Origin of the sequence: Litorivita pollutaquae (assembly GCF_003205515.1) — a bacterium.
Classification (GTDB): Bacteria; Pseudomonadota; Alphaproteobacteria; order Rhodobacterales; family Rhodobacteraceae; genus Litorivita; species Litorivita pollutaquae.
The window spans coordinates 14,724-34,148 of record NZ_KZ826494.1; the positions used below are offsets into that span (position 1 = coordinate 14,724).

The 19,425-nt window shown below is 56.4% G+C and carries 18 protein-coding genes and 4 pseudogenes; 18 read left to right on the top strand and 4 right to left on the bottom strand.

All coding sequences use genetic code 11. The features are described from left to right. Nucleotides 1–119: 119 nt before the first annotated feature. Nucleotides 120–230: pseudogene (locus DI396_RS15710) on the top strand (transposase); the annotation flags it as partial. Nucleotides 231–307: 77 nt separating this feature from the next. Further along, nucleotides 308–454: pseudogene (locus tag DI396_RS16815) on the top strand (IS3 family transposase); the annotation flags it as partial. A 140-nt stretch (nucleotides 455–594) separates the two neighbouring features. Here the strand turns inward: DI396_RS16815 and DI396_RS15720 are convergent. Further along, nucleotides 595–1,209 (bottom strand): TetR/AcrR family transcriptional regulator, encoded by a 615-nt coding sequence (locus DI396_RS15720; protein WP_110797318.1) that lies wholly within the window; start codon nucleotides 1,207–1,209, stop codon nucleotides 595–597. Between the two features lie 296 nt (nucleotides 1,210–1,505). Between DI396_RS15720 and DI396_RS15730 the strand changes: the two genes are divergently transcribed. The 16 genes and pseudogenes from DI396_RS15730 (at nucleotide 1,506) to DI396_RS15805 (ending at nucleotide 16,721) form a co-directional block, all read left to right on the top strand. After that, complete coding sequence (locus tag DI396_RS15730; RefSeq protein ID WP_456237232.1) at nucleotides 1,506–1,757, top strand: thiolase C-terminal domain-containing protein; 252 nt, start codon at nucleotides 1,506–1,508, stop codon at nucleotides 1,755–1,757. A 14-nt stretch (nucleotides 1,758–1,771) separates the two neighbouring features. Then, a complete protein-coding gene (locus tag DI396_RS15735) occupies nucleotides 1,772–2,212 on the top strand; it encodes a MaoC family dehydratase N-terminal domain-containing protein (protein WP_110797322.1) in 441 nt (146 codons plus the stop codon). 2 nt (nucleotides 2,213–2,214) lie between these two features. Beyond that, nucleotides 2,215–2,640, top strand: a complete 426-nt coding sequence (locus DI396_RS15740) for a MaoC family dehydratase (protein WP_110797324.1) — start codon at nucleotides 2,215–2,217, stop codon at nucleotides 2,638–2,640. 8 nt (nucleotides 2,641–2,648) lie between these two features. Further along, nucleotides 2,649–3,476, top strand: a complete 828-nt coding sequence (locus tag DI396_RS15745) for an SDR family NAD(P)-dependent oxidoreductase (protein WP_110797326.1) — start codon at nucleotides 2,649–2,651, stop codon at nucleotides 3,474–3,476. 24 nt (nucleotides 3,477–3,500) lie between these two features. Continuing rightward, nucleotides 3,501–4,373 carry a branched-chain amino acid ABC transporter permease gene (locus DI396_RS15750; protein WP_110797328.1) on the top strand — a complete coding sequence of 291 codons (873 nt, stop codon included), beginning with the start codon at nucleotides 3,501–3,503 and terminating at the stop codon, nucleotides 4,371–4,373. 4 nt (nucleotides 4,374–4,377) lie between these two features. Then, nucleotides 4,378–5,454 (top strand): branched-chain amino acid ABC transporter permease, encoded by a 1,077-nt coding sequence (locus tag DI396_RS15755; RefSeq protein WP_110797330.1) that lies wholly within the window; start codon nucleotides 4,378–4,380, stop codon nucleotides 5,452–5,454. Continuing rightward, the gene (locus DI396_RS15760) at nucleotides 5,451–6,215 is read left to right on the top strand and encodes an ABC transporter ATP-binding protein (RefSeq protein WP_110797332.1); all 765 of its coding nucleotides are present in this window, start codon (nucleotides 5,451–5,453) and stop codon (nucleotides 6,213–6,215) included. Before DI396_RS15755 ends, DI396_RS15760 begins: the two co-directional genes overlap by 4 nt. Further along, the gene (locus tag DI396_RS15765; protein ID WP_110797334.1) at nucleotides 6,212–6,985 is read left to right on the top strand and encodes an ABC transporter ATP-binding protein; all 774 of its coding nucleotides are present in this window, start codon (nucleotides 6,212–6,214) and stop codon (nucleotides 6,983–6,985) included. The genes DI396_RS15760 and DI396_RS15765 overlap by 4 nt, the downstream gene beginning before the upstream one ends. A 2-nt stretch (nucleotides 6,986–6,987) precedes the next feature. Beyond that, a complete protein-coding gene (locus tag DI396_RS15770) occupies nucleotides 6,988–8,817 on the top strand; it encodes an AMP-dependent synthetase/ligase (RefSeq protein ID WP_110797336.1) in 1,830 nt (609 codons plus the stop codon). Nucleotides 8,818–8,851: 34 nt separating this feature from the next. Then, nucleotides 8,852–10,036 (top strand): ABC transporter substrate-binding protein, encoded by a 1,185-nt coding sequence (locus tag DI396_RS15775; RefSeq protein ID WP_110797338.1) that lies wholly within the window; start codon nucleotides 8,852–8,854, stop codon nucleotides 10,034–10,036. A gap of 68 nt (nucleotides 10,037–10,104) precedes the next feature. Next, complete coding sequence (locus tag DI396_RS15780) at nucleotides 10,105–11,199, top strand: CaiB/BaiF CoA transferase family protein (RefSeq protein ID WP_110797340.1); 1,095 nt, start codon at nucleotides 10,105–10,107, stop codon at nucleotides 11,197–11,199. A 614-nt stretch (nucleotides 11,200–11,813) separates the two neighbouring features. After that, a pseudogene (locus tag DI396_RS16820) lies at nucleotides 11,814–11,992 on the top strand (integrase core domain-containing protein); the annotation flags it as partial. Nucleotides 11,993–12,380: 388 nt separating this feature from the next. Then, complete coding sequence (locus DI396_RS15795; protein WP_235851911.1) at nucleotides 12,381–13,796, top strand: alkaline phosphatase D family protein; 1,416 nt, start codon at nucleotides 12,381–12,383, stop codon at nucleotides 13,794–13,796. A 111-nt stretch (nucleotides 13,797–13,907) separates the two neighbouring features. Continuing rightward, nucleotides 13,908–15,788 (top strand): PhoX family protein, encoded by a 1,881-nt coding sequence (locus DI396_RS15800; protein WP_110797347.1) that lies wholly within the window; start codon nucleotides 13,908–13,910, stop codon nucleotides 15,786–15,788. 279 nt (nucleotides 15,789–16,067) lie between these two features. Continuing rightward, nucleotides 16,068–16,199: pseudogene (locus tag DI396_RS16985) on the top strand (transposase-like zinc-binding domain-containing protein); the annotation flags it as partial. A gap of 78 nt (nucleotides 16,200–16,277) precedes the next feature. Further along, nucleotides 16,278–16,721 carry a hypothetical protein gene (locus DI396_RS15805; RefSeq protein WP_110797349.1) on the top strand — a complete coding sequence of 148 codons (444 nt, stop codon included), beginning with the start codon at nucleotides 16,278–16,280 and terminating at the stop codon, nucleotides 16,719–16,721. Between the two features lie 366 nt (nucleotides 16,722–17,087). Here the strand turns inward: DI396_RS15805 and DI396_RS15810 are convergent, their stop codons facing one another. Genes DI396_RS15810 through DI396_RS15820 form a run of 3 tightly spaced genes read right to left on the bottom strand, consistent with a single transcriptional unit; the run spans nucleotide 17,088 to nucleotide 19,422 of the window. Further along, nucleotides 17,088–17,723, bottom strand: coding sequence for an aspartate/glutamate racemase family protein (locus DI396_RS15810; protein ID WP_110797350.1), 636 nt, complete (start codon nucleotides 17,721–17,723; stop codon nucleotides 17,088–17,090). Next, nucleotides 17,723–18,559, bottom strand: a complete 837-nt coding sequence (locus DI396_RS15815; protein ID WP_110797352.1) for an ABC transporter permease — start codon at nucleotides 18,557–18,559, stop codon at nucleotides 17,723–17,725. Before DI396_RS15815 ends, DI396_RS15810 begins: the two co-directional genes overlap by 1 nt. Next, nucleotides 18,559–19,422 (bottom strand): ABC transporter permease, encoded by an 864-nt coding sequence (locus tag DI396_RS15820; RefSeq protein ID WP_110797354.1) that lies wholly within the window; start codon nucleotides 19,420–19,422, stop codon nucleotides 18,559–18,561. Before DI396_RS15820 ends, DI396_RS15815 begins: the two co-directional genes overlap by 1 nt. Nucleotides 19,423–19,425: the final 3 nt, after the last annotated feature.

Sequence of the window (19,425 nt, forward strand, 5' to 3'; positions counted from 1 at the left end):
CGGCAAGCCTTGACGGATGCCCATAGTGCCACCAGGCGCGAGGTTCGGTCTAGGTGACCTGCTCCCCTGAAAAGTCCGGCGCTTAAGGTTAGTCTGTTGTCCAACTAAGGAGACAGACTATGAAGAGAAGCCGTTTTAGCGAAGAAAAGATCATAGGTATCTTGAAGAAGCATCAGGCTGGGCTTGGAGCGAAGGCGCTGTGCCGCAAGCATGGGGTCAGCGAACCAACGGTGGTCGCTCGACGTCGTGTCTGACTGCCTGCCCTGTGGCCGCAGGTTCCGTATTCTGAATGTGCTCGGCGACTTCATATTTCACACGCGACGCTGCAAGGCGAGACGTGTTCGAATATATCGAGATGTTTTAAAACCCGATATGCAAGCACACCAACAACGGCATGCTGTCGCCAGTTGATTATGAAACGGAACAAAGGAAAATGAACGAAGCAAGCGTTTAGGGTACCAGGGGCTCCTCATTTGGGGGGCGTACAAAAGCGGCAAAGGTCCACTTGGCGTTATCGAGAACATTGATCGTCTCAGCGAGGGTGATGTTATAGAAGAGCCTTGCGCTGCCGACCGATGGCCTGATCGCAGATCTTCAGCGCCTCAATCCCTGAATGAAGGAACGTTTAAACTGGTCGGATATGTCGGATGCAGGTGTCGGCGTTGAACCACGGTTCCAATAGGGCACCCAGTTGAGCGCACCAAAGATTGCCGCAGACGTCAGGCGAGGGTCGCAGGTTTCACGTATCTCGCCCGCCTCGATCCCTTCGGTCACCGCCTTGCGGATCAACCGATCCAATTGCTGTTTTGTGGCTCGAAGTTCAACGCGGACCTCGTCGGTCAGCATGTTCTCGCGGGTTAACACCAGACAAGCTCCGAGATCCGTCGCGATCCAGCGGGCGTATGCGTCGATGATCACCTCGATCGTGTCAACCGCGCTGCACGTGTCATTCTCGACCGTCCAGGCGATGCGTTCGAGTGCCTGTATGCTCTGGCGTAGTGCCTCCGCCAGGATCTCGTCCTTACATTGGACATAGTAGTAAATCGTGCGCTTCGTGATCCCAAGAGATTTTGCCAAATCGTCGAGCGAGGTTTTCTCGAATCCGTTCTCGTTAAAGAGGCGTACACCAGTTTCGATGACTGCCTGACGTTTCTTGCGTCTCTGAGCTTCGCGGCTTTCGACCACATCGTGCCATTGATCGTTACTCATCTCGTCAGCCCGCTTAGTCGTTTTGCCTTAGGAGAATATGCCGGAATTTGCCGAGAATGTAAAACGTTACACCGCTCGGTTACAAAAATTCGTTGACAGGAATCCGGTCGTGGGTGAGTGTAACTAAAGGGTGTAATGAACAACCTCAGGGGGAGCGAGAAAATGGCCCAGAGCGTTTATGTCGCCGGAGTGGGGATGACGAGATTCAACAAGCTGGGGAACCATGATCCCTATCCCGTGTTCGGCGCGGCCGCTGTGCGCGATGCGCTGGCGGATTCGGGGGCAACGATGATGCGATCCCGCAGGCTTATGAGGAATATGTTTACGGCGACAGCACCTATGGTGGCAAGGTCGTGACCAACCCCTCGGGCGGTTTTCTGTCCATGGTGCACCCGTTGGGCGTGACCGGACTAGCGCAGTGTTACGAGTTGACTCACCAGCTGCGCGGCACCGCAGATGAGCGGCAGGTCGAGAGCGCGCGCACGGTGCTGCAACATAATCTTGGTCTTGGCGGTGCCTGCGTCATGACCGTGTATCAAGCAACTTAATGAGGGGGACAGGGATGATTGACAAATCATACATCGGCCACAGCTTCGAGCCGTTCACGGTAGAGATCGAAAAAGGGCGGCTAAAGTTCTTTGCCCGCGCCACGGGGCAGAATGATCCGATTTATCTGGATGAAAATGCCGCAAAGGCCGCAGGCTATTCCAGCCTGCCCGCTGCGCCGACCTTTCTGTTTTCGGTCGATCTGGAGCAGGACAACCCGATGCAGTTTCTCGACATGCTCGGCGTCGATATCGCGCGTATCCTGCATGGCGAACAGGAGTTTGAATATCATCAGCCGATCTGCGCCGGTGACACCATCACGATGCAATCGAGCATCGCCGATATTTACGACAAGAAGAACGGCGCGATGGATTTCGTCGTGCAGAAATTCAAAGCGACAAACCAGCGCGGTGAGCATGTTGCGGATATGATCCGCACGATTGTGGTGAGGAACTGAATATGGCCGAGACACTTCACATGATCGAGGTCGGCGACGCGATCCCCGAATATACAACAAAACCAATCAGCCGCACCACTTTGGCACTTTTTGCGGGCGCGTCTGGCGATCACAACCCGATCCATATCGATAGCGATTTCGCCAAAAAGGCAGGCATGGACGATGTGTTTGCGCAAGGCATGTTGCCGATGGCGTATCTTGGCCGTTTGCTGACCGACTGGGTGCCGCAAACTGCGATCCGTAAATTCTCCTGCCGGTTCAGCGCGATCACACATCTGGGCGAGAAGATTACTTGTTCGGGTAAGATCACTGAAAAATGGGAAGATGGCGGCGAGACCTTTGTCAAGTTGGCGCTCACGGCCGCGAATGATGCGGGCGAAGTCAAACTGGCGGGGGCGGCTGTCGTTGCGCTGCCTGCGAAAAGCTAAGGCTTATAATGTCGAAACTGGACGGAAAAACCGCATTCATCACCGGCTCTGGCCGGGGCATCGGCCGCTCTGTTGCCTTGAAGCTGGCAGCAGAAGGCGCGAATGTCGTCGTCAATGACCTTGATGATGCACCGGCAGCCGAGGTGGTCGAAACCATCAAGGCGGCCGGCGGCAACGCGATTGCCCATGTCGGCAGCGTGACCGAAGACGGCTTTGCCGAGGCGTTCATCCAAACCGGCGTCGATGCCTTTGGAGGTGCCGATATCATCGTCAACAACGCAGGCTATACTTGGGATGCGATGATCGGCAAGATGAGCGACGAGCCGTTCGACGCGATTATGGATGTACACGCCAAGGCGCCGTTCCGAATTCTGCGCGCGGCCTCCGACGTGTTCCTTCCTGCGGCTAAGACGGAGGCGACAGGGGGCAAGGTTCGCTATCGCAAGGTGGTAAACATCTCGTCCGTTGCAGGTATCGGCGGAAATGCCGGGCAGACAAATTATTCTTCGGCCAAGTCGGCCGTTCTGGGTATGACCAAGACCTTATCCAAAGAATGGGGCCGATATAACGTGAACGTCAACTGCGTCGCGTTCGGCTTTATCACGACCCGCCTGACCAAAGGTACGGACGAGAAGAAAACGCTGACCGTCGAGGGCAACGAGATCGCGGTGGGCGTCCCAAAGAAGGTGATCGCCGGTTTCGAGGCCGCGATTCAGATGCGCCGCGCCGGCACACCTGAAGAGGCTGCGGATGGTGTCTATCTGCCGTGCTCGCCGGAATCCAACGACATCTCTGGTCAGGTTTTGACCGTGGGCGGAGGCATGACGCTCGGATAAAGTGCACTCTGGGGAGGGGGCCGCATGGAATTTTCAGACGCTATACAATTGTTGCTGATCGGGATCTCGCAGGGCTGCGGCTATGCATTGATCGCCATCGGGTTCGTGTTTATCTACCGCGCAACAGAGATCGTCAATTTCGCTCATGGCGAACTGATGATGCTCGGGGCGTTCATGGTGCTCACCTTTTCGGAAATCTGGGGGCTGGGGTTTTGGCTTGGCTCTGCCCTTGGCATCCTGTCACTCGGGGTGTTCGGATATTTGTTGGACGCCGTCGTCATGCGGCGTCTGGTGGGGCAGGCGCAGGCCACAATCTTTATCCTGACCGTCGCAATCGCGATGATGCTGCGGGCGCTGGCGGGGATGATCTGGGGGTGGACCCCCCTTTCACTGAGCGTGCCCTTTAGCAGTGATATTACCTTTGGCGGCGTGGTGATCGGGCTAGACCGGATCATGATCATCGTCGGCACCGTCGTGATATCTCTGCTGCTCTACGCCTTCTTCTCGCTTACCCGCACAGGGCTGGCGATTCAGGCGGCCTCGCAAAACCAGCTGGCGGCGTATTATTCGCGCATTCCCGTAAAACGGCTGATTGCAGTGGTCTGGGCGATTGGCGCAATGGTTGCCGCCGTTGCGGGCATTATGATGGCGCCTGTCACTCAGGTCGACACCGGCATGAGCATTTTCGGCATCAAGGCGCTGGCGGGCGCGGTTGTGGGCGGCTTCGGCTCTATCCCCGGCGCGGTGCTTGGCTGTCTGATCATCGGGGTCGCAGAGCCGTTCCTTGATTTCTACTTTCCGGCATTCAAAGGCACATATGCCTATATCATCATGCTGGCCGTTCTTTTCATCCGCCCCGAAGGTCTGATCTCACAGACTTTCCAAAAGAAGGTCTGATGATATGCAGGTGCTTTTCAAAACCAACTACGATCAAGACATCAACTACCTTGTGGACCGGGGCGAGCGTGTTCGCGTTCTGCTGGCACTCGCTCTCGCGCTGATTGCGCCATTGGTCGTGGGTGGATACTTCCTTTCGGAACTCACAATGTTTCTGGTCTACATCATTGCCGGTCTGGGATTGATGGTGCTGGTCGGGTTTACCGGCATGGTCAGCTTTGGTCACGGCGCCTTTTTGGGGATCGGTGCCTATACCCATTCGGTATTGTTGGGCTATGGCTTGCCGTTCTTCATCACTCTGCCAGCCGGCGCTTTGGCTGCGGGTCTGATCGGTGCGGCGCTTGGGCGTGCCGCCAGCAAGATGCACGGGTTTTACATGGCCATTGCCACGCTTGCCTTTGCGATTGTCGTAGAAACCGGCATCGGCGCCTGGGAGCATGTCACGGGTGGGCACATGGGCCTTTCGGTCCCGCCCATGGCCGCCTTTGGCTGGGAGGTTACCGCCGGTCCGCTGCAATACTATCTGATCCTTGCGCTTGTCGTGTTCTGCATCTGGGGTGTCGCCAACCTGATGCGTTCGCCCACAGGACGTGCTTTTGTTGCGGTACGCGATTCCGAAACCTCGGCGCGATCGCTGGGGCTGAACATTGCGCGCACCCGTATCAAGGCCTTCTTTATCAGCGCCATGCTGACGGGCCTTGCGGGTGGGTTGCTGTCGCATCTGGTGTTTTATCTGTCGCCGGAATCCTTTGGCGTGAACGAGTCGTTGAAACTGCTCTTGATGGTCATCGTCGGCGGTCTGGGCACGATCACGGGCGCAATCTTTGGTGCGGTTTTCGTGTCAATCCTACCCAACCTGATCAATCTGCTGCAAAATTTTCTGCCGTCCTCCATCGCGGAGGCCGCAGGGCTGGAACAGTTGTTGTTCGGGGCCATCATTTCCGGATTTATAATGTTCGAGCCGGAAGGTCTGTATGGCCGCTGGCGCAAACTGCGGCTGTTTATCGAGACCTTCCCTTATTACAAACGGGCCACGTTCACGCGCCAGAAACGTTATCTCAAAACGGAGCGGTTCAGATGAGCGAGCTGGAAGTCAACAATCTGGTCGTGGCCTTCGGGGGCGTCAAAGCGATCAACGATGTCAGCTTTTCGGTAGAGCCCGGCGAAATCTACGCTGTTATCGGTCCGAATGGCGCCGGCAAGAGCACGATTTTCAACGCGATCAGCCGTGTCTACACGCCCCAATTCGGCTCGATCCGGTTTCAGGGACAAGAGTTGCTGAACTGTGAGGCCCATGAGGTGGTGAGCGCAGGCATCGCTCGCACGTTCCAGAATATCGAGCTGTTCGAGAACGCGACTGTGCTGGACAACTTGTTGGTCGGTCGCGCGTCGAAAGTGCGCACCGGGGCGCTGTCCGAGTTTTTCTTCACGCCTCGGGTACGGCGCGAAGAGCATGAACACCGCCGCAAGGTTGAGGATATTCTTGATCTGCTGGACATGCAGCATCACCGGTATGAAAAGGTCGCCGACCTATCCTATGGCGCGCGCAAGAACGTCGAACTCGCGCGGGCGCTTTGTGCCGATCCCAAATTGCTGCTGCTGGACGAACCGGCATCGGGGCTGAACCCCGAAGAAACGGCGGATATGTCGTTTTGGCTGAAGGACATCAAGGAAGAGCTGGGCGTAACCATCGTGATGGTCGAGCATGACATGAATTTGGTGGGCCGCATTGCCGATCGGGTTCTGGCCATCGCGGGCGGCGAGGTTCTGGCCGTCGGCAATGTCACCGAGGTTCAATCGAACCCCACCGTGCAAGCCGCATATTTGGGGACAGACGCATGACCACACCGCTGCTTGAACTGAGAAATATTGAAACCTTTTACGGCCCGATCATGGCCATTGCCGGTGTCAGCCTCAAGATTGAGGCGGGCAGTATTGTCACCATCCTCGGCGCCAATGGCGCGGGCAAGACGACGCTGCTGAAAACCATTTCCGGCGCGATTGACTGCCGCAAGGGTAAGGTCCTTATCGACGGCGAAGAGGTGCAAAATCGGGCACCGGACGTGGTTGCCTCGAAGGGCATCGGCCATGTCCCCGAGGGGCGCGAAGTGTTCCCCTTCATGACCGTCGAGGAAAATCTCAAGCTGGGGGCGTGGGGGCGAAGGGATCGCGACGGCATCGCCCGCGACTTTGAGACGATTTATTCCTATTTCCCCGATCTCAAGACCAAGCGCCGCGACATGGCAGGTTTTCTATCGGGTGGTCAGCAGCAGATGCTTGCCATCGGCCGCGCTTTCATGGGCCAGCCGCGTTTGATGATCCTCGATGAGCCGTCGCTGGGCCTGTCACCGCTGCTGACCAAGACCATTTTCGACATCATCCGGCGTATCAATGCCGAGCAGGGGGTGACCATCGTACTGGTTGAGCAGAATGCGCAAGCGGCATTGAACGTCGCCGAACACGGTTTCATCATGGAGGTCGGCCGGGTCGTGATGGACGCGCCTACGGGGGAACTGCTGGCGTCTGACGACATCAAGGAATTCTATCTCGGACAATCCGATGTAGGCGTGCGCGGCGAGAAGCGCTGGAAAAAACGAAAGACCTGGAGGTAGTCATGGACGCCGTTATCACATCCGATTTCGTCTCTATCGACGGGCACGACACATTGGCCAAATTGTTCCGCGCGCGCGCGCAGGACTGGAGCGACCGTATCGCCATGCGCGAAAAGGATTACGGCATCTGGCGGGCCTATACATGGGCGGATTACGAACGCTTCGCCTATGATTGCGCGGGTGGCTTTATGTCACTCGGACTTAAGCCCGGCGATGTGGTGTCGATCCTGTCCGAGAACAACAAGGAATGGGCCTTTGTCGATATGGGCGCGCATGCGGCCGCACTGACGATCAACGGGGTCTATCCGACCTATCAGGAAGGCCAGCTGCGCCATCTTCTGAACGATTCCCAAACCCGCGTGCTGATCGTCGAAAACGAAGAGCAGCTGGATAAGTATCTGTCGGTCCGTGACGATGTTTCGTCCGTCTTGCGGGTTTATGTGATCGATTGGAAAGGGCTGCGCGGATTCAGCGATCCCATGGTCGAACCCATCGAAAACCTTTACGAGAGGGGAGCGGTCTATCGCAAGGCGAACCCGGACGCGATCGACAAGGCGATTGACAGCGGCAAAAATGATGACACCGCGGTGTTGATCTACACCTCTGGCACCACCGGCGCGCCCAAAGGCGCGCTGATCCCCGATCGCTATCTGCTGTTCCAGATGTCCGCCGCGCCAGACACCTTTCCGATCACCGGCGACGACGATATCTTGACCTACCTGCCGCTGTGCCACGCGGCTGAACGGTTGATTTCGCTGTGCATGAACTTGGGCCACGGCACCCGGATCAACTTCGCCGAAAGCTCCGAAACGGTGTTCGAAAACATACGAGAGCTGTCGCCGACGGTTCTGTTTGCGGTGCCGCGCATCTGGGAAAAGTTCTATTCGCGCATCAATACGCTGATGTCCGAGGCAACTTGGATGGGCAGAAAGGGGTACGAGATTGCGCTTGGGGTCGGGCGCAAGCGCGCCGAGTATCTGTTGCAGAACCGCCGGGTTCCGCCCCTTCTGGAGGCGCAGTTCAAGATCGCGGATCGGTTGGTGTTTCGCAATCTCAAGCAGCTCTTGGGCCTTGATCGCTCAACGTTCCTGTTGTCTGGCGCGGCGCCCATATCGTCGGATTTGCTGCGTTGGTTTTTCGCGCTTGGCCTGCCGGTCGCGGAGGTTTACGGCCAGACCGAAACCGGTCTTGCGGCCATTACAAATTCCGACGAACCCAATCCGGGGACCATCGGCTTTGCGGTGCCGGGGGTCGAATTGAAATTGAGCGACCAAAACGAAATTCTCATGCGCGGCCCCTCGATGTTCTCGGGCTATCTCAACAATCCCGAAGCCACCCAAAGTGCGCTGGTGGATGGATGGATCCACACCGGCGACGTCGGTCGGATCGACGAAGACGGTGCCTGGAGGATCACCGACCGGCTGAAGGACATCATCATTACGGCAGGCGGCAAGAACATCACGCCCAGCCAGGTCGAGAACGAATTGAAATTCTCGCCCTACATTTCTGACGCGGTGGTGGTCGGTGACAAGCGCAAGTATCTGACCTGCCTGATCATGATTGATCAGGAGAACGTCGAGAACTTTGCACAGACCCACAATATCCCGTTCACTGATTATCGCTCGCTCTGTGCGCATCCCGAGATCATCGGGTTGATCGAGGCCGAGATCGATCGCGCGAACAAAAAGTTCTCTAGCGTCGAGCAAGTGAAAAAATTCCGCCTTATCAATGTTTTGCTCACAGCGGAAGACGATGAAATGACGCCCACCATGAAGTTGAAGCGCAAATTTGTCGAAACCAAATATGAGAGCCTGATTTCTGAAATGTACTAACCGCCGCAATCGCGCGGCATCTGGGAGGAATACCATGACCAACAAACTGCTAACCTATACGGCCGCCACGTTGATGGCGCTGGGCACCACGGCCCAGGCCCAGCAAGGCGTCACAGACGACACCGTGAAAATCGGTGTTCAAACCGACCTGTCCGGCCCGCTTGCGACTTGGGGCGTGTTTGCGACCAACGGCGTCCGGCTGCGCTTTGACCAGGCGAACGAAGCCGGCGGCGTGCATGGCCGCACGATTAAGCTCTTCGTCGAGGACACCAAATACGAAGTCCCAATGGCGGCGCGCGCCACCAATAAACTGGTCCAACGCGACGGTGTCTTTGCGATGCTCATGGGGGCGGGCACGTCCCAGACCCTTGCGTCAATGAAGATCCTTGATAGCAAAGGTATCCCCAACCTGTTCCCGCTGACCGGTGCGGCGTCCATGACGGAGCCCTTTAACAGGCTGCACTTCAGCCAGTTCGCCAGCTACCGTGATGGCGTGATTGCGGGACTTCGCCATTTCGCAGAAGGCGGCGCAAAAAAGGTCTGTGTGCAATCCGTGGCCAATGAATTCGGCGAAGAGATCAACGCGGGTGTGGCGATTGCTGTCGAACAAAACGATCTAGAGGTTGTCTACAAAGGGTCGCATAAAGTCACCGAAACAGACTTTGCCGGTGTGGCGACAGCCATCAAGAACACCGATTGTGAAGTCTTGGCGATGGGCTCTGCGATCAAGGATTCGATCACGCTCTACGCCACCTTGCGCCAGTTGGGCTGGGACAAACCGATGCTTGGCTCGATGGTGCCCTATACGCCCATCGTCGCGGCGGCCGGTGACGGAAAGCTGACAGAAGGCATGTATATTGCCTCTTCGGTTCTGTCGACCAATCTGGACGGCAGCGAAGTCGATCTGGACAGCTTGGACGAAGATTTGCAAGCCTTTGCCAAAGCGTATGAGGCAGCCTATGGTGAGCCTGCAACTCTGCAAGCACAGATGGGCTACGTTGCGGCGGATCTGACGGTCCTCGCGCTTGAGAACGCAGGGCGTGACCTGACGGTTGATGGCCTGATCGCTGGTATCGAGCAGATCACCGAATACAACGACATCTTTGGGGGCCCGACACTGTCGTTCGGCCCCGACAAGCACGCGGGCGGCGACGGCTTCGTTATGGTGCAAAGCCAAGGCGGCGATTGGGTTGTGGTCGAAACCGACCTGCCCTACTGATCTTATCTAGCTCACTAACCTGCCAGCGCGCGGCATAGTTCCCGCGCCGGTCATCAAGGGGACAAACAATGCTCAACGGAATACGTATCATCGAGATTGAGGGGCTTGGCCCCGCACCGTTCTCGGCCATGCACCTGGCCGATCTTGGCGCGGATGTCATCGTGGTGCATCGCAAAGGCGGTCCCGGCCTGCCGATCCTGCCCGACGCGCCGATCATTGATCGCGGCAAGCGCTCTATTGAACTGGATCTCAAGGATCCCGACGACGTGGCGACGCTGAAAAAATTGATCGCCACAGCAGACGGGTTGGTCGAGGGGTTCCGCCCCGGCGTGATGGAAAAGCTTGGGCTGGGGCCTGATGCATGCCACGCGTTCAACCCCAAGCTGGTTTACGGGCGCATGACCGGATGGGGGCAGGACGGACCGATGGCTGCCATGGCCGGACATGACATGAACTACATCGGCATGTCTGGCGCGTTATGGTATGCTTCGCTTCCGGGGCAGCCGCCTGTGGCGCCTCCGACTTTGGTGGGCGATATCGGCGGTGGGGCGCTATACCTGAGCATTGGCATGCTGGCGGGGATCCTGAACGCGCGTAGCACGGGCAAGGGCACGGTGGTGGACGCTGCCATCGTCGACGGCTCGGCGCATATGATGAATTTGCTGATGGCCCTGCGCCAAAGCGGGCCACAAAGCTCCGACCGTGGTGCAAGCCTGCTGGACGGGCCGCATTGGAGCCGCAGCTACGTTTGCGCCGATGGTGGCTTTGTGAGTGTGCAATGTCTGGAACCCAAGTTTTATGCGACTTTCCTCGACCTTCTGGGGCTGGATGGCGATCCTGACTTCGCGGCGCAGTTTGACGCCAAAAGCTGGGCAAAGGCCACGGCGCGACTGGCGGGCTTGTTTGCCACGCAGCCGCGCGATCACTGGGCAGAGCTGTTTGCCGACAGTGACGCTTGCGCCGCACCGATCCTCAGCCCGGATGAGGCGCTGAACCACCCGCTGAGTACAAAGCGCCATATCTGGCATGCTGAAGACGGCCCGCTGCAAGCGGCCCCCGCGCCGCGCTTTGACGGACGTGTGGTGACGCCCGCCAAACCGCCCGCTCGCGGTGCTCATACCGGTGAAATTCTTGCTATGCTGGACGAACAAACGAACGGCTGAAGAAGGACTAACCGATAACATATCAACCGTCCTAGATGGATGGCGATTTGTAAATGTCGCGCGGCGCGCCAATTCTAGGACGCCGAAATAGAACAACATGAAAAGCGTTGGCAACAGCAGGACCAAACTGATCGCGACTATTGGAACCAGGCGGTCGAGACAGGCAGATAGTGTGCGTTGATCCCCGAGGGATAGGCGGCTCGGGCGGTGATTTTCGCCACGACGGGGGGATTCTGAAAGAGCAGCATCGCGGCAAATGGGTTTCGGGCCTTGGCAACGTGGTTCACGCCACCAACTGTGCGCACTATCGTCTGAGCTACGGCTACAGAAAAGCAAAAGAAACGCTGGCTGCCGTACATCGCCATGGGCGACGCGGACTGCGCGAACGCGGTGGCAGAACCAAGGACGGCCTCGGATTTGCAGTCCACCAACACCTTTGAGAGGGTGGACGGCCATTATAATATCCTCAACGGCTCGAAATCGCTTATTTCCAACGAACGCTGGCCGATCTGGGATTCATCGTCGCCAGAACCGACACCACACAGGGTGCCCAAGGTACTGGATGCCAAATGTATTGCGATGATGGTGGTCGGGACCGAAAAAAGAACGGGTTTGCGCCGGGCAAGCTGATGCAAAACGGTTTCGTCGAAAGCATCAACGGTGTCATGAGAGACGAACGTCTGAATGAGAACCTGTTCGACAACCTGCGCCAAGCCCGCCAATTGATCGCACCGATTTGAACCACCACCGCCCACTTTCCAGCCTCACCGGAAGGACGCCAGCAGAATCTGCTAACTGGTCAAAGAAAGACCAAAACCTGAACAGAGCTAACCTAAATTAGCGGACCCAATGGGGAGCAGGTCAATATGAACAGGCTCGATAAAGTCGCTCGGGAAGAATTAAGCAGTCTCCGGAAAAACCGGGGCGGTCCAGTTTAAGAGCGCCACCATTCGTGGCTAATAGGATGAACATTTCATAAACCTGTCGTGCGACTGTAGGTCTCTTGTCACAAGTGTTGGCCAAATTTTGGAGAGTTTCCGCCAACCCTCGGAGTTTCCTTCATGCCACAAATTACGTTTTCGCGCCGTCAGGCCCTATTGGGTAGCGCCGCGCTAGGTGCCTCATTGGCCATGCCATCCCTGTCGCGCGCACAGTCACGCCCCCTGATTACGCACGGCGTTATGTCGGGCGATGTCGCTCACGATGGAGCTGTCATTTGGGGGAGAGCCGACCGCGAGGCGAATATGTTGGTTGAATGGGCCACAACCGAAAATATGTCGAACTCTCAGGCGGTTCCGCCTTTGGCTGTTGGCACGCCGACGGATTTTTCTGGCAAACTTGCGCTGACTGGATTGCCGAGCGATCAGGATATTTTTTACCGTGTCACGATGGTGGATCTGGCTGACGGCACACCGTCAGAGCCAACCACGGGCCAGTTCCGAACCGCGCCTATGGGAAATCGTGACATCAGCTTCGTATGGTCGGGAGATACCGCAGGGCAAGGTTGGGGCATTGACGAAGACCGTGGGGGCATGACCACTTACGCCACCATGTTGAACCATGCACCGGACTTTTTCCTGCACTCTGGCGATACGGTTTATGCCGATGGGCCACTGCAAGAAGAGGTCGAGCTGGCAGATGGTACCACTTGGAAAAATATCGTCACACCAGCCAAGTCGAAGGTCGCCGAAACACTGGACGAATTCCGTGGCCAACATCTTTATAACTACCTGGACCACAATGTGCGGGCCTTCAATGCCGCCGTCCCGATCATCTCTCAGTGGGATGATCATGAGGTCACGAACAACTGGTATCCCAATGAAGTTCTGACCAATGATGACCGCTACACTGTGAAATCCATGCAAGTTCTCAGGTCGCGCTCGGCACAGGCATTTCACGATATGATGCCAACCCGACAGACCCTAAGCGAACCAAAGAGAATTTATCGCAAGGTGTCATATGGGCCCCTGTTGGACATCTTCGTCATCGACATGCGCACATACCGCGGTGACAACACACCAAATACCGAGGTTGAAGGCGCGCCGTTTCTTGGCACCGAACAGCTTGCTTGGCTGAAGCGGGAAATGGTGAAATCAACCGCCACATGGAAGGTGATCGCCTCGGATATGCCAATCGGCATGATGGTCCGCGATGGCAAAACCAATATGGAAAATAGCGCGAATGGCGACGGTCCCGTACTTGGCCGCGAGCAGGATATTGCGGCAGTACTGTCGTTTATCAAAACCGCGCAGATCACAAATACGGTCTGGCTGACGGCTGATGTGCATTATACTGCGGCGCATCATTACTCCCCCGATCGCGCAGTGTTTCAGGACTTCGATCCGTTCTGGGAATTTGTCTCTGGACCGCTTCACGCGGGTACGTTTGGTCCGTCCGACTACGACAACACTTTCGGACCAGAGGTTCTTTTTGCCAAGCATCCCGAAGCGGGACAAGCGAACCTGCCGCCCAGCGATGGGCTCCAGTTTTTTGGCAAGGTCGATATCGCAGCAGACACAAGCGTGATGACGGTGCGCCTCATGGATAGCGCTGACGTGGAGCTGTGGTCTGTCGAGTTGGAGCCGAAAACTTCATAGGCTCTGCTTGGCACAGCGTCATAAATCCGAAGAATTCGCATTGTATGTAAACGAGCATAATCCGGCCACGAAGGTCGGTGTGATTTAGAGCAATATCAGAAAGCCACAATCATGAACAATCAAGATAACGCGAACCTCTCTTGGGACGAGTACGACGAACTGCGCGATCCGCGCCCGGACAACAACGACTTCGATGCTGTTGTCGAACGTGCCGTCTCTCGTCGCGGTTTCTTGGGCGGCGCTTTGGCATTCGGGTCAGGGGCCGCCGTCATGGGAACCGGCCTGTTCGGTTCAGCAACATCAGCGCGGGCGCAAGGGTCTGCATTTGCGTTTCAGCCTATCGGCATTGCGACTGATTTCGACATTCATGTGCCGCAAGGCTACCAGTGGAAAACTCTGGTGCGTTGGGGCGATGCACTGTTCTCGGATGCCGAGGGGGCCTATTCGCCCCAAAACGGTGTTCCATCGGATCTATCAGACAGGGTCTTTGGCGAAAACACAGACGGGATGGAAACCTTTGTTGATGGTGACAAGATCATCTTGGCGATCAACTCTGAATACGCCAACCCTAAGATAAATCTGCCAGCGGATGCTGATGGCGTGCCACAATCCGCAGATCAGGTGCAGATGCTCAAGAATATTCAGGGCGTGACCGTTCTCGAAGTTGCCGATCAGGGTGACGGATACCAAGTCGTTGTCGACAGCCCATATACCCGCCGCATCACGCATGAAACTCAAATGATCATGGACGGCCCGGCCAATGGTTCTGAGCTTATGCGCACCAATGCCGATCCGGAAGGGATGTCTCCGAAGGGCACCATGAACAACTGTGGTTCCGGTAAGACGCTATGGGGCACGTATCTGACCTGCGAAGAGAATTTTAACGGCTACTTTGGCGTTACGGGTGAGCGCGAAGCCACCGAGGGCGAAGCCCGTTACGGAATTGGTGGCGAAGGTCGCTACGCCTACGAAAAATTCGACGCGCGGTTTGATCTATCCAAAGAGCCGAACGAGCCTAATCGTCACGGGTGGGTCACCGAGATCAACCCGTTGGACCCGCAATCAACGCCTGTCAAACACACTGCTCTGGGCCGTTTCAAGCATGAGAATGCTGAAATGGTGCAGGCCAATGACGGCCGGATCGTTGTCTATATGGGCGACGATGAGCGCGGCGAGTTCATGTATAAATACGTTTCAAATGGAACCTGGGCAGAAGGCCAGCCGACTGATGGTCTGCTCAGCGATGGCACGCTGTATGTTGCGAAGTTCAACGACGACATGTCGGGTGAATGGTTGCCACTGACACCTGAAACCACGGGTATGGATATGGCACAGATGCTTGTTTTTGCGCGTATGGCAGGATCCAAAGTCGGAGCGACCACAATGGATCGCCCTGAATGGATCGCGGCCAACCCTTTGCGGGTCGAGGCGTATTGCGCACTGACCAACAATAAAAACCGTGGCGTTAAGCCGAACGCGGGCGGTGACGAAACCCCTGTCAGCGGTCCGAACCCCCGCGAGACCAATAACTTTGGTCAAATCGTTCGCTGGCGGCCTGCTGGCGAAGATCACGGTGCGACCGACTTCACATGGGATCTGTATGTCATGGCGGGCAACCCAACCGTTTACGACAACAAATACGCCGGATCTGACAACGTGAATGAAGGCAATATGTTCAATTCGCCTGATGGCATGGCGTTCTCTTCTGACGGTATGTTGTGGATCCAGACTGATGGCGATGACAGTAACGAGGAACAGTTTGAAGGTCAGGGCAACAACCAGATGCTGGTCGGCGATCCTGAAACGGGAGAGATTGCTCGCTTTTTGACTGCGCCCAACGGCGCCGAAGTGACTGGCCTGACGTGGTCGCCTGACCGCAAAGTTGCCTTTGTTGGTATTCAGCATCCAGGCGGTTCATGGCCCGACAATGCGGGCAAACCGCGCTCTTCGGTTATTTCTGTCTGGCGCGAAGATGGCGCAACTATCGGCTGATTGATGTCAGTTTTGAAAGCCAAAGGCGGGCGGATTACACAGCAGTGTAGCCCGCCCGGCACCGTTTTGAGCACAAAACGCCTTTAACTATTGGGGGTGTCCGCACATCATGTTGGTTCCCTTCAGCTTAAACTGAAAAGGCCTATATTTCTCCGCCCTTCCAACGGTAAAATACTCTTGCTACATCATGATTTCCGCCGCTTCCTCGTTAATCTCGACAGGTTGAACCCGGCCCAGATCGAGGACGCCCAGACAAAGATCCGGGATCTCCGGCGAAAGATGGCAGCGATCTCCGAGATCGAAGCGCGGACAAACCGAGAATACAAGTGTCCATCCTGCGGCGATAATCGGTGCCAGAAGTGGGGACGAATGCGAACCAAGATCCAGCGCTATCGGTGCAAGGGTTGCATGAAGACCTATTCAGGCCGAACCGGGTCCGCCATCGGGCGTATACATAGACCTGACCTTTTTATGGTAGCCCTGAGGGACATGCTGGGCACCTCCGTGCCGCTGTCAGTGCGGAATCTCGCGCGTCAACTCGGACTCAATAAATACACGTTCTGGCGCTGGCGGATGTTGGTTTTTTCGATCATCGGCACCGGCGGGGCGACGCGTTTTTCAGGTATCGTCGAGGCGGATAAAACCTACCAGCGAGAGGCGCGCAAGGGATCGCGGGAATGGGTGCGGCACTTTGCTGATCCGAAAAAGGTCGCGCCGCCGCCCCGCCCCCGTTGGGAAGACTTCACGACGCAGGGATTGAAGATGATGCTGGGTCTTTCAAGGTGGCAGCTCCCCATTCTCACGGTCGCAGACCGTGGCGGTGCCCGCCATTTCGAACGCCTGCCGAACCGTAAAAGCGTCACACTGGAACGCGAAATCAAGCCTCTGGTGCCGAGCGATTCCGTGCTATGGTCGGAGTATCAACGGCTATGAAAGTCTCGCGGCGAGAGGTGGCATTGAGCACTTCGTAGTAGGCAGTAAGCTCGGAACGCGGGTCGCGGCGGGCTGCTATCACATCCAGAATGTAAACTCGCTCCATGCCCGCTATGGTCGGTTTATCAAACCATTCTGTGGCCCTGCCACAAGGAACCTCGAAGGTTACATCCGCTGGCTGGAGGTGCGGCTTGCCGGACTGCGGAGATTGTCTGGGCACCTTAAACACAGGACGGCGAACGAAAGCGATGTCCGCTCTGAGCCCATTTTGACGGATGCTGCAGCCCGTATAAATGGCGGCTTCCGGAAGCTTTTCGGGCGTTCACCAATAGTCTTCAATGCCAATCATTCGTCCGGTTTTGAACTTTACTTAGCCAAAAGAAATGCAAGTTGCGCGGCAGATGTGACGCCATCAATAAGCCGTACAGGTTCCTCTTCACAAAAATATGCCGGAATATGGACCATACCAGCGCACCCGAGAACCACGACGTCAACCTTGTCTTCAGCGACAGCACGTTTGATTTCCCCCACCACGGCCGGCGCGGTTCCGGCGGGGTCTGTTTCCAGGTCTAAAACCGGGACGCCACACGCGCGGACGCGGGCCAGTTTGGATGTAAATCCGTAGGCGTGGATGTTGTCTTCCAGAATGGGCACAGAAACGGCCAAACTGGTCACAACTGAAAAACGCCCGCCTGCCAGAACCGCCATGTGATAGGCCGCTTGGCCGATGCCAATGACAGGACAGGCGGCGATTTCGCGGGCGGCGTCCAGTCCCGTGTCATCAAAGCAGCCGATGATAATCGCCTGCGCGCCTGCATCAGATGCTTTGCGAACAAGCGCCAACAAGGGTGGGATGCAGGCTGCGCCGTCCGCAGATCCCTGGATCGCGGCGGGCCCATCACGGGATGTCCAGCCTTCCACCACGACGCCCGCTTTGGATGCTGTTTCCACCATTGCTTGGGTCATGGCTTCCGTGCTGTTGGGGTTGATCAGGACGATCATCAGACGGCCTTACCGGCATCGCTGCCTGCGCGCGCTTTGCGGCGATTGCTGAGGCGTGCGAGAGCGAGGAACGCTCCGATGATCAACAGCGAGAACAGCGTCGTCAGCGTGCCAAGCGCATACAGCACAGGCGAGGTCACATTGGTCGTCATCCCGTAAATCTCAAGCGGCAAGGTGTTGTAGCTGCCCGCCGTCAACAAAGTGCGCGCGAATTCGTCATAGCTCAGCGTGAAACCAAACAAGGCGACGCCAATCAGCGAGGGTGCGATGATCGGCAACACAACATAGCGGATTGTTTGCCATGGGGATGCCCCAAGATCGCGGGCGGCTTCTTCAAAGCTTTTGTCGAAACGGTTGAAGACGGCGAACATGATCAGCAAGCCAAATGGCAGCGTCCATGTCAGTTGCGCGCCAAAACCGGAGCTCGTCCAATGCACGTTGAGCCCGCTTTGCGAAAACAATAGGCCCACGCCCAGCGACACAAGGATCGACGGGATCACCAGCGCCGTGATGATCAGGTAAAACAGAATGCCCGAGCCTGCGAATTTCTTGCGAAAGGCCAAGCCGCCCATGACCGAGACGACCACTGTTGTGACCATGACCATCAGGCCCAACGCGATGGAACGACGAAAGCTGCCCCAGATGTCGCCGACGGCCTGTTGTTCGAACAAGTCATAGAACCAATACAGAGACACGCCGCGCATCGGGAAGGTCAGCCCACCCCCCTCACCTTGGAACGATAATATGCCAATCGTCAGGGTCGGACCGTAAAGGAACAGCACAAACAGCGCGAAGAACGCGGAAAGGATATAGAATGATCTTGGGCGCGGCTCCATTACAGTTCCTTCCGAATGTCGACAAAGCGCAGCAGGATGCCGATGGTGATCAGCACGGTCGCCAGCAATACAATCGCCGTGGCAGACGCGCTTGGATATTGCAGCAAGGCGATATCGTTTGAAATCAAACGACCGACGTTCGCAGATTGGCTGCCCGACATGAAGCGCACTGTTATGAAATCGCCCATCACGAGTGTGACCACGAAAATGGTGCCGATCATAATGCCTGGCTTGGTCAACGGGATGATGACGTTCCACAAGATTTGCACACCGCTTGCGCCTGCATCCCGCGCCGCCTCAATCAGGGATCTGTCGATCCGCATCATCGTGTTGAAAATCGGGACGACCATGAACAGCGTGTAAAGATGCACAAAGGCGAGGATGACGGCGAAATCTGAGAACAATAGCCACTCGACCGGTTCATCTAATACGCCCCAAGACATCAGCGTGGAATTGGCAATACCGTTGCGCCCGAGAAATGGAATCCAGCTGATCATGCGAATGATGTTGGAGGTCCAGAACGGGATTGTGCACAGGAGGAAAAGTGCGATTTGCCATGTCTGGCTTCGAATATGGAATGTCAGATAATAGGCAACGGTGAACCCGATGACCAAGGTAAAGGCCCATGTAATGAACGCATATTTGAACGTGTTAAGAAAGACGGTGTAGGTGACGGGTGATCCAAACAGGAAAGCGTAATTGTCCCATTCAAAGGCCGGAATGATAGAAAATTCCGTCGCGCGCCAAAAGCTGACGATTATGATTAAAATAATCGGCATCACGAGAAAAACCAGCAGTACCGCCGCGAGCGGGGAGACCATCAGCCAGCCGGTTACATTGCGATTTTCTAACAGCTTTTTCATGAG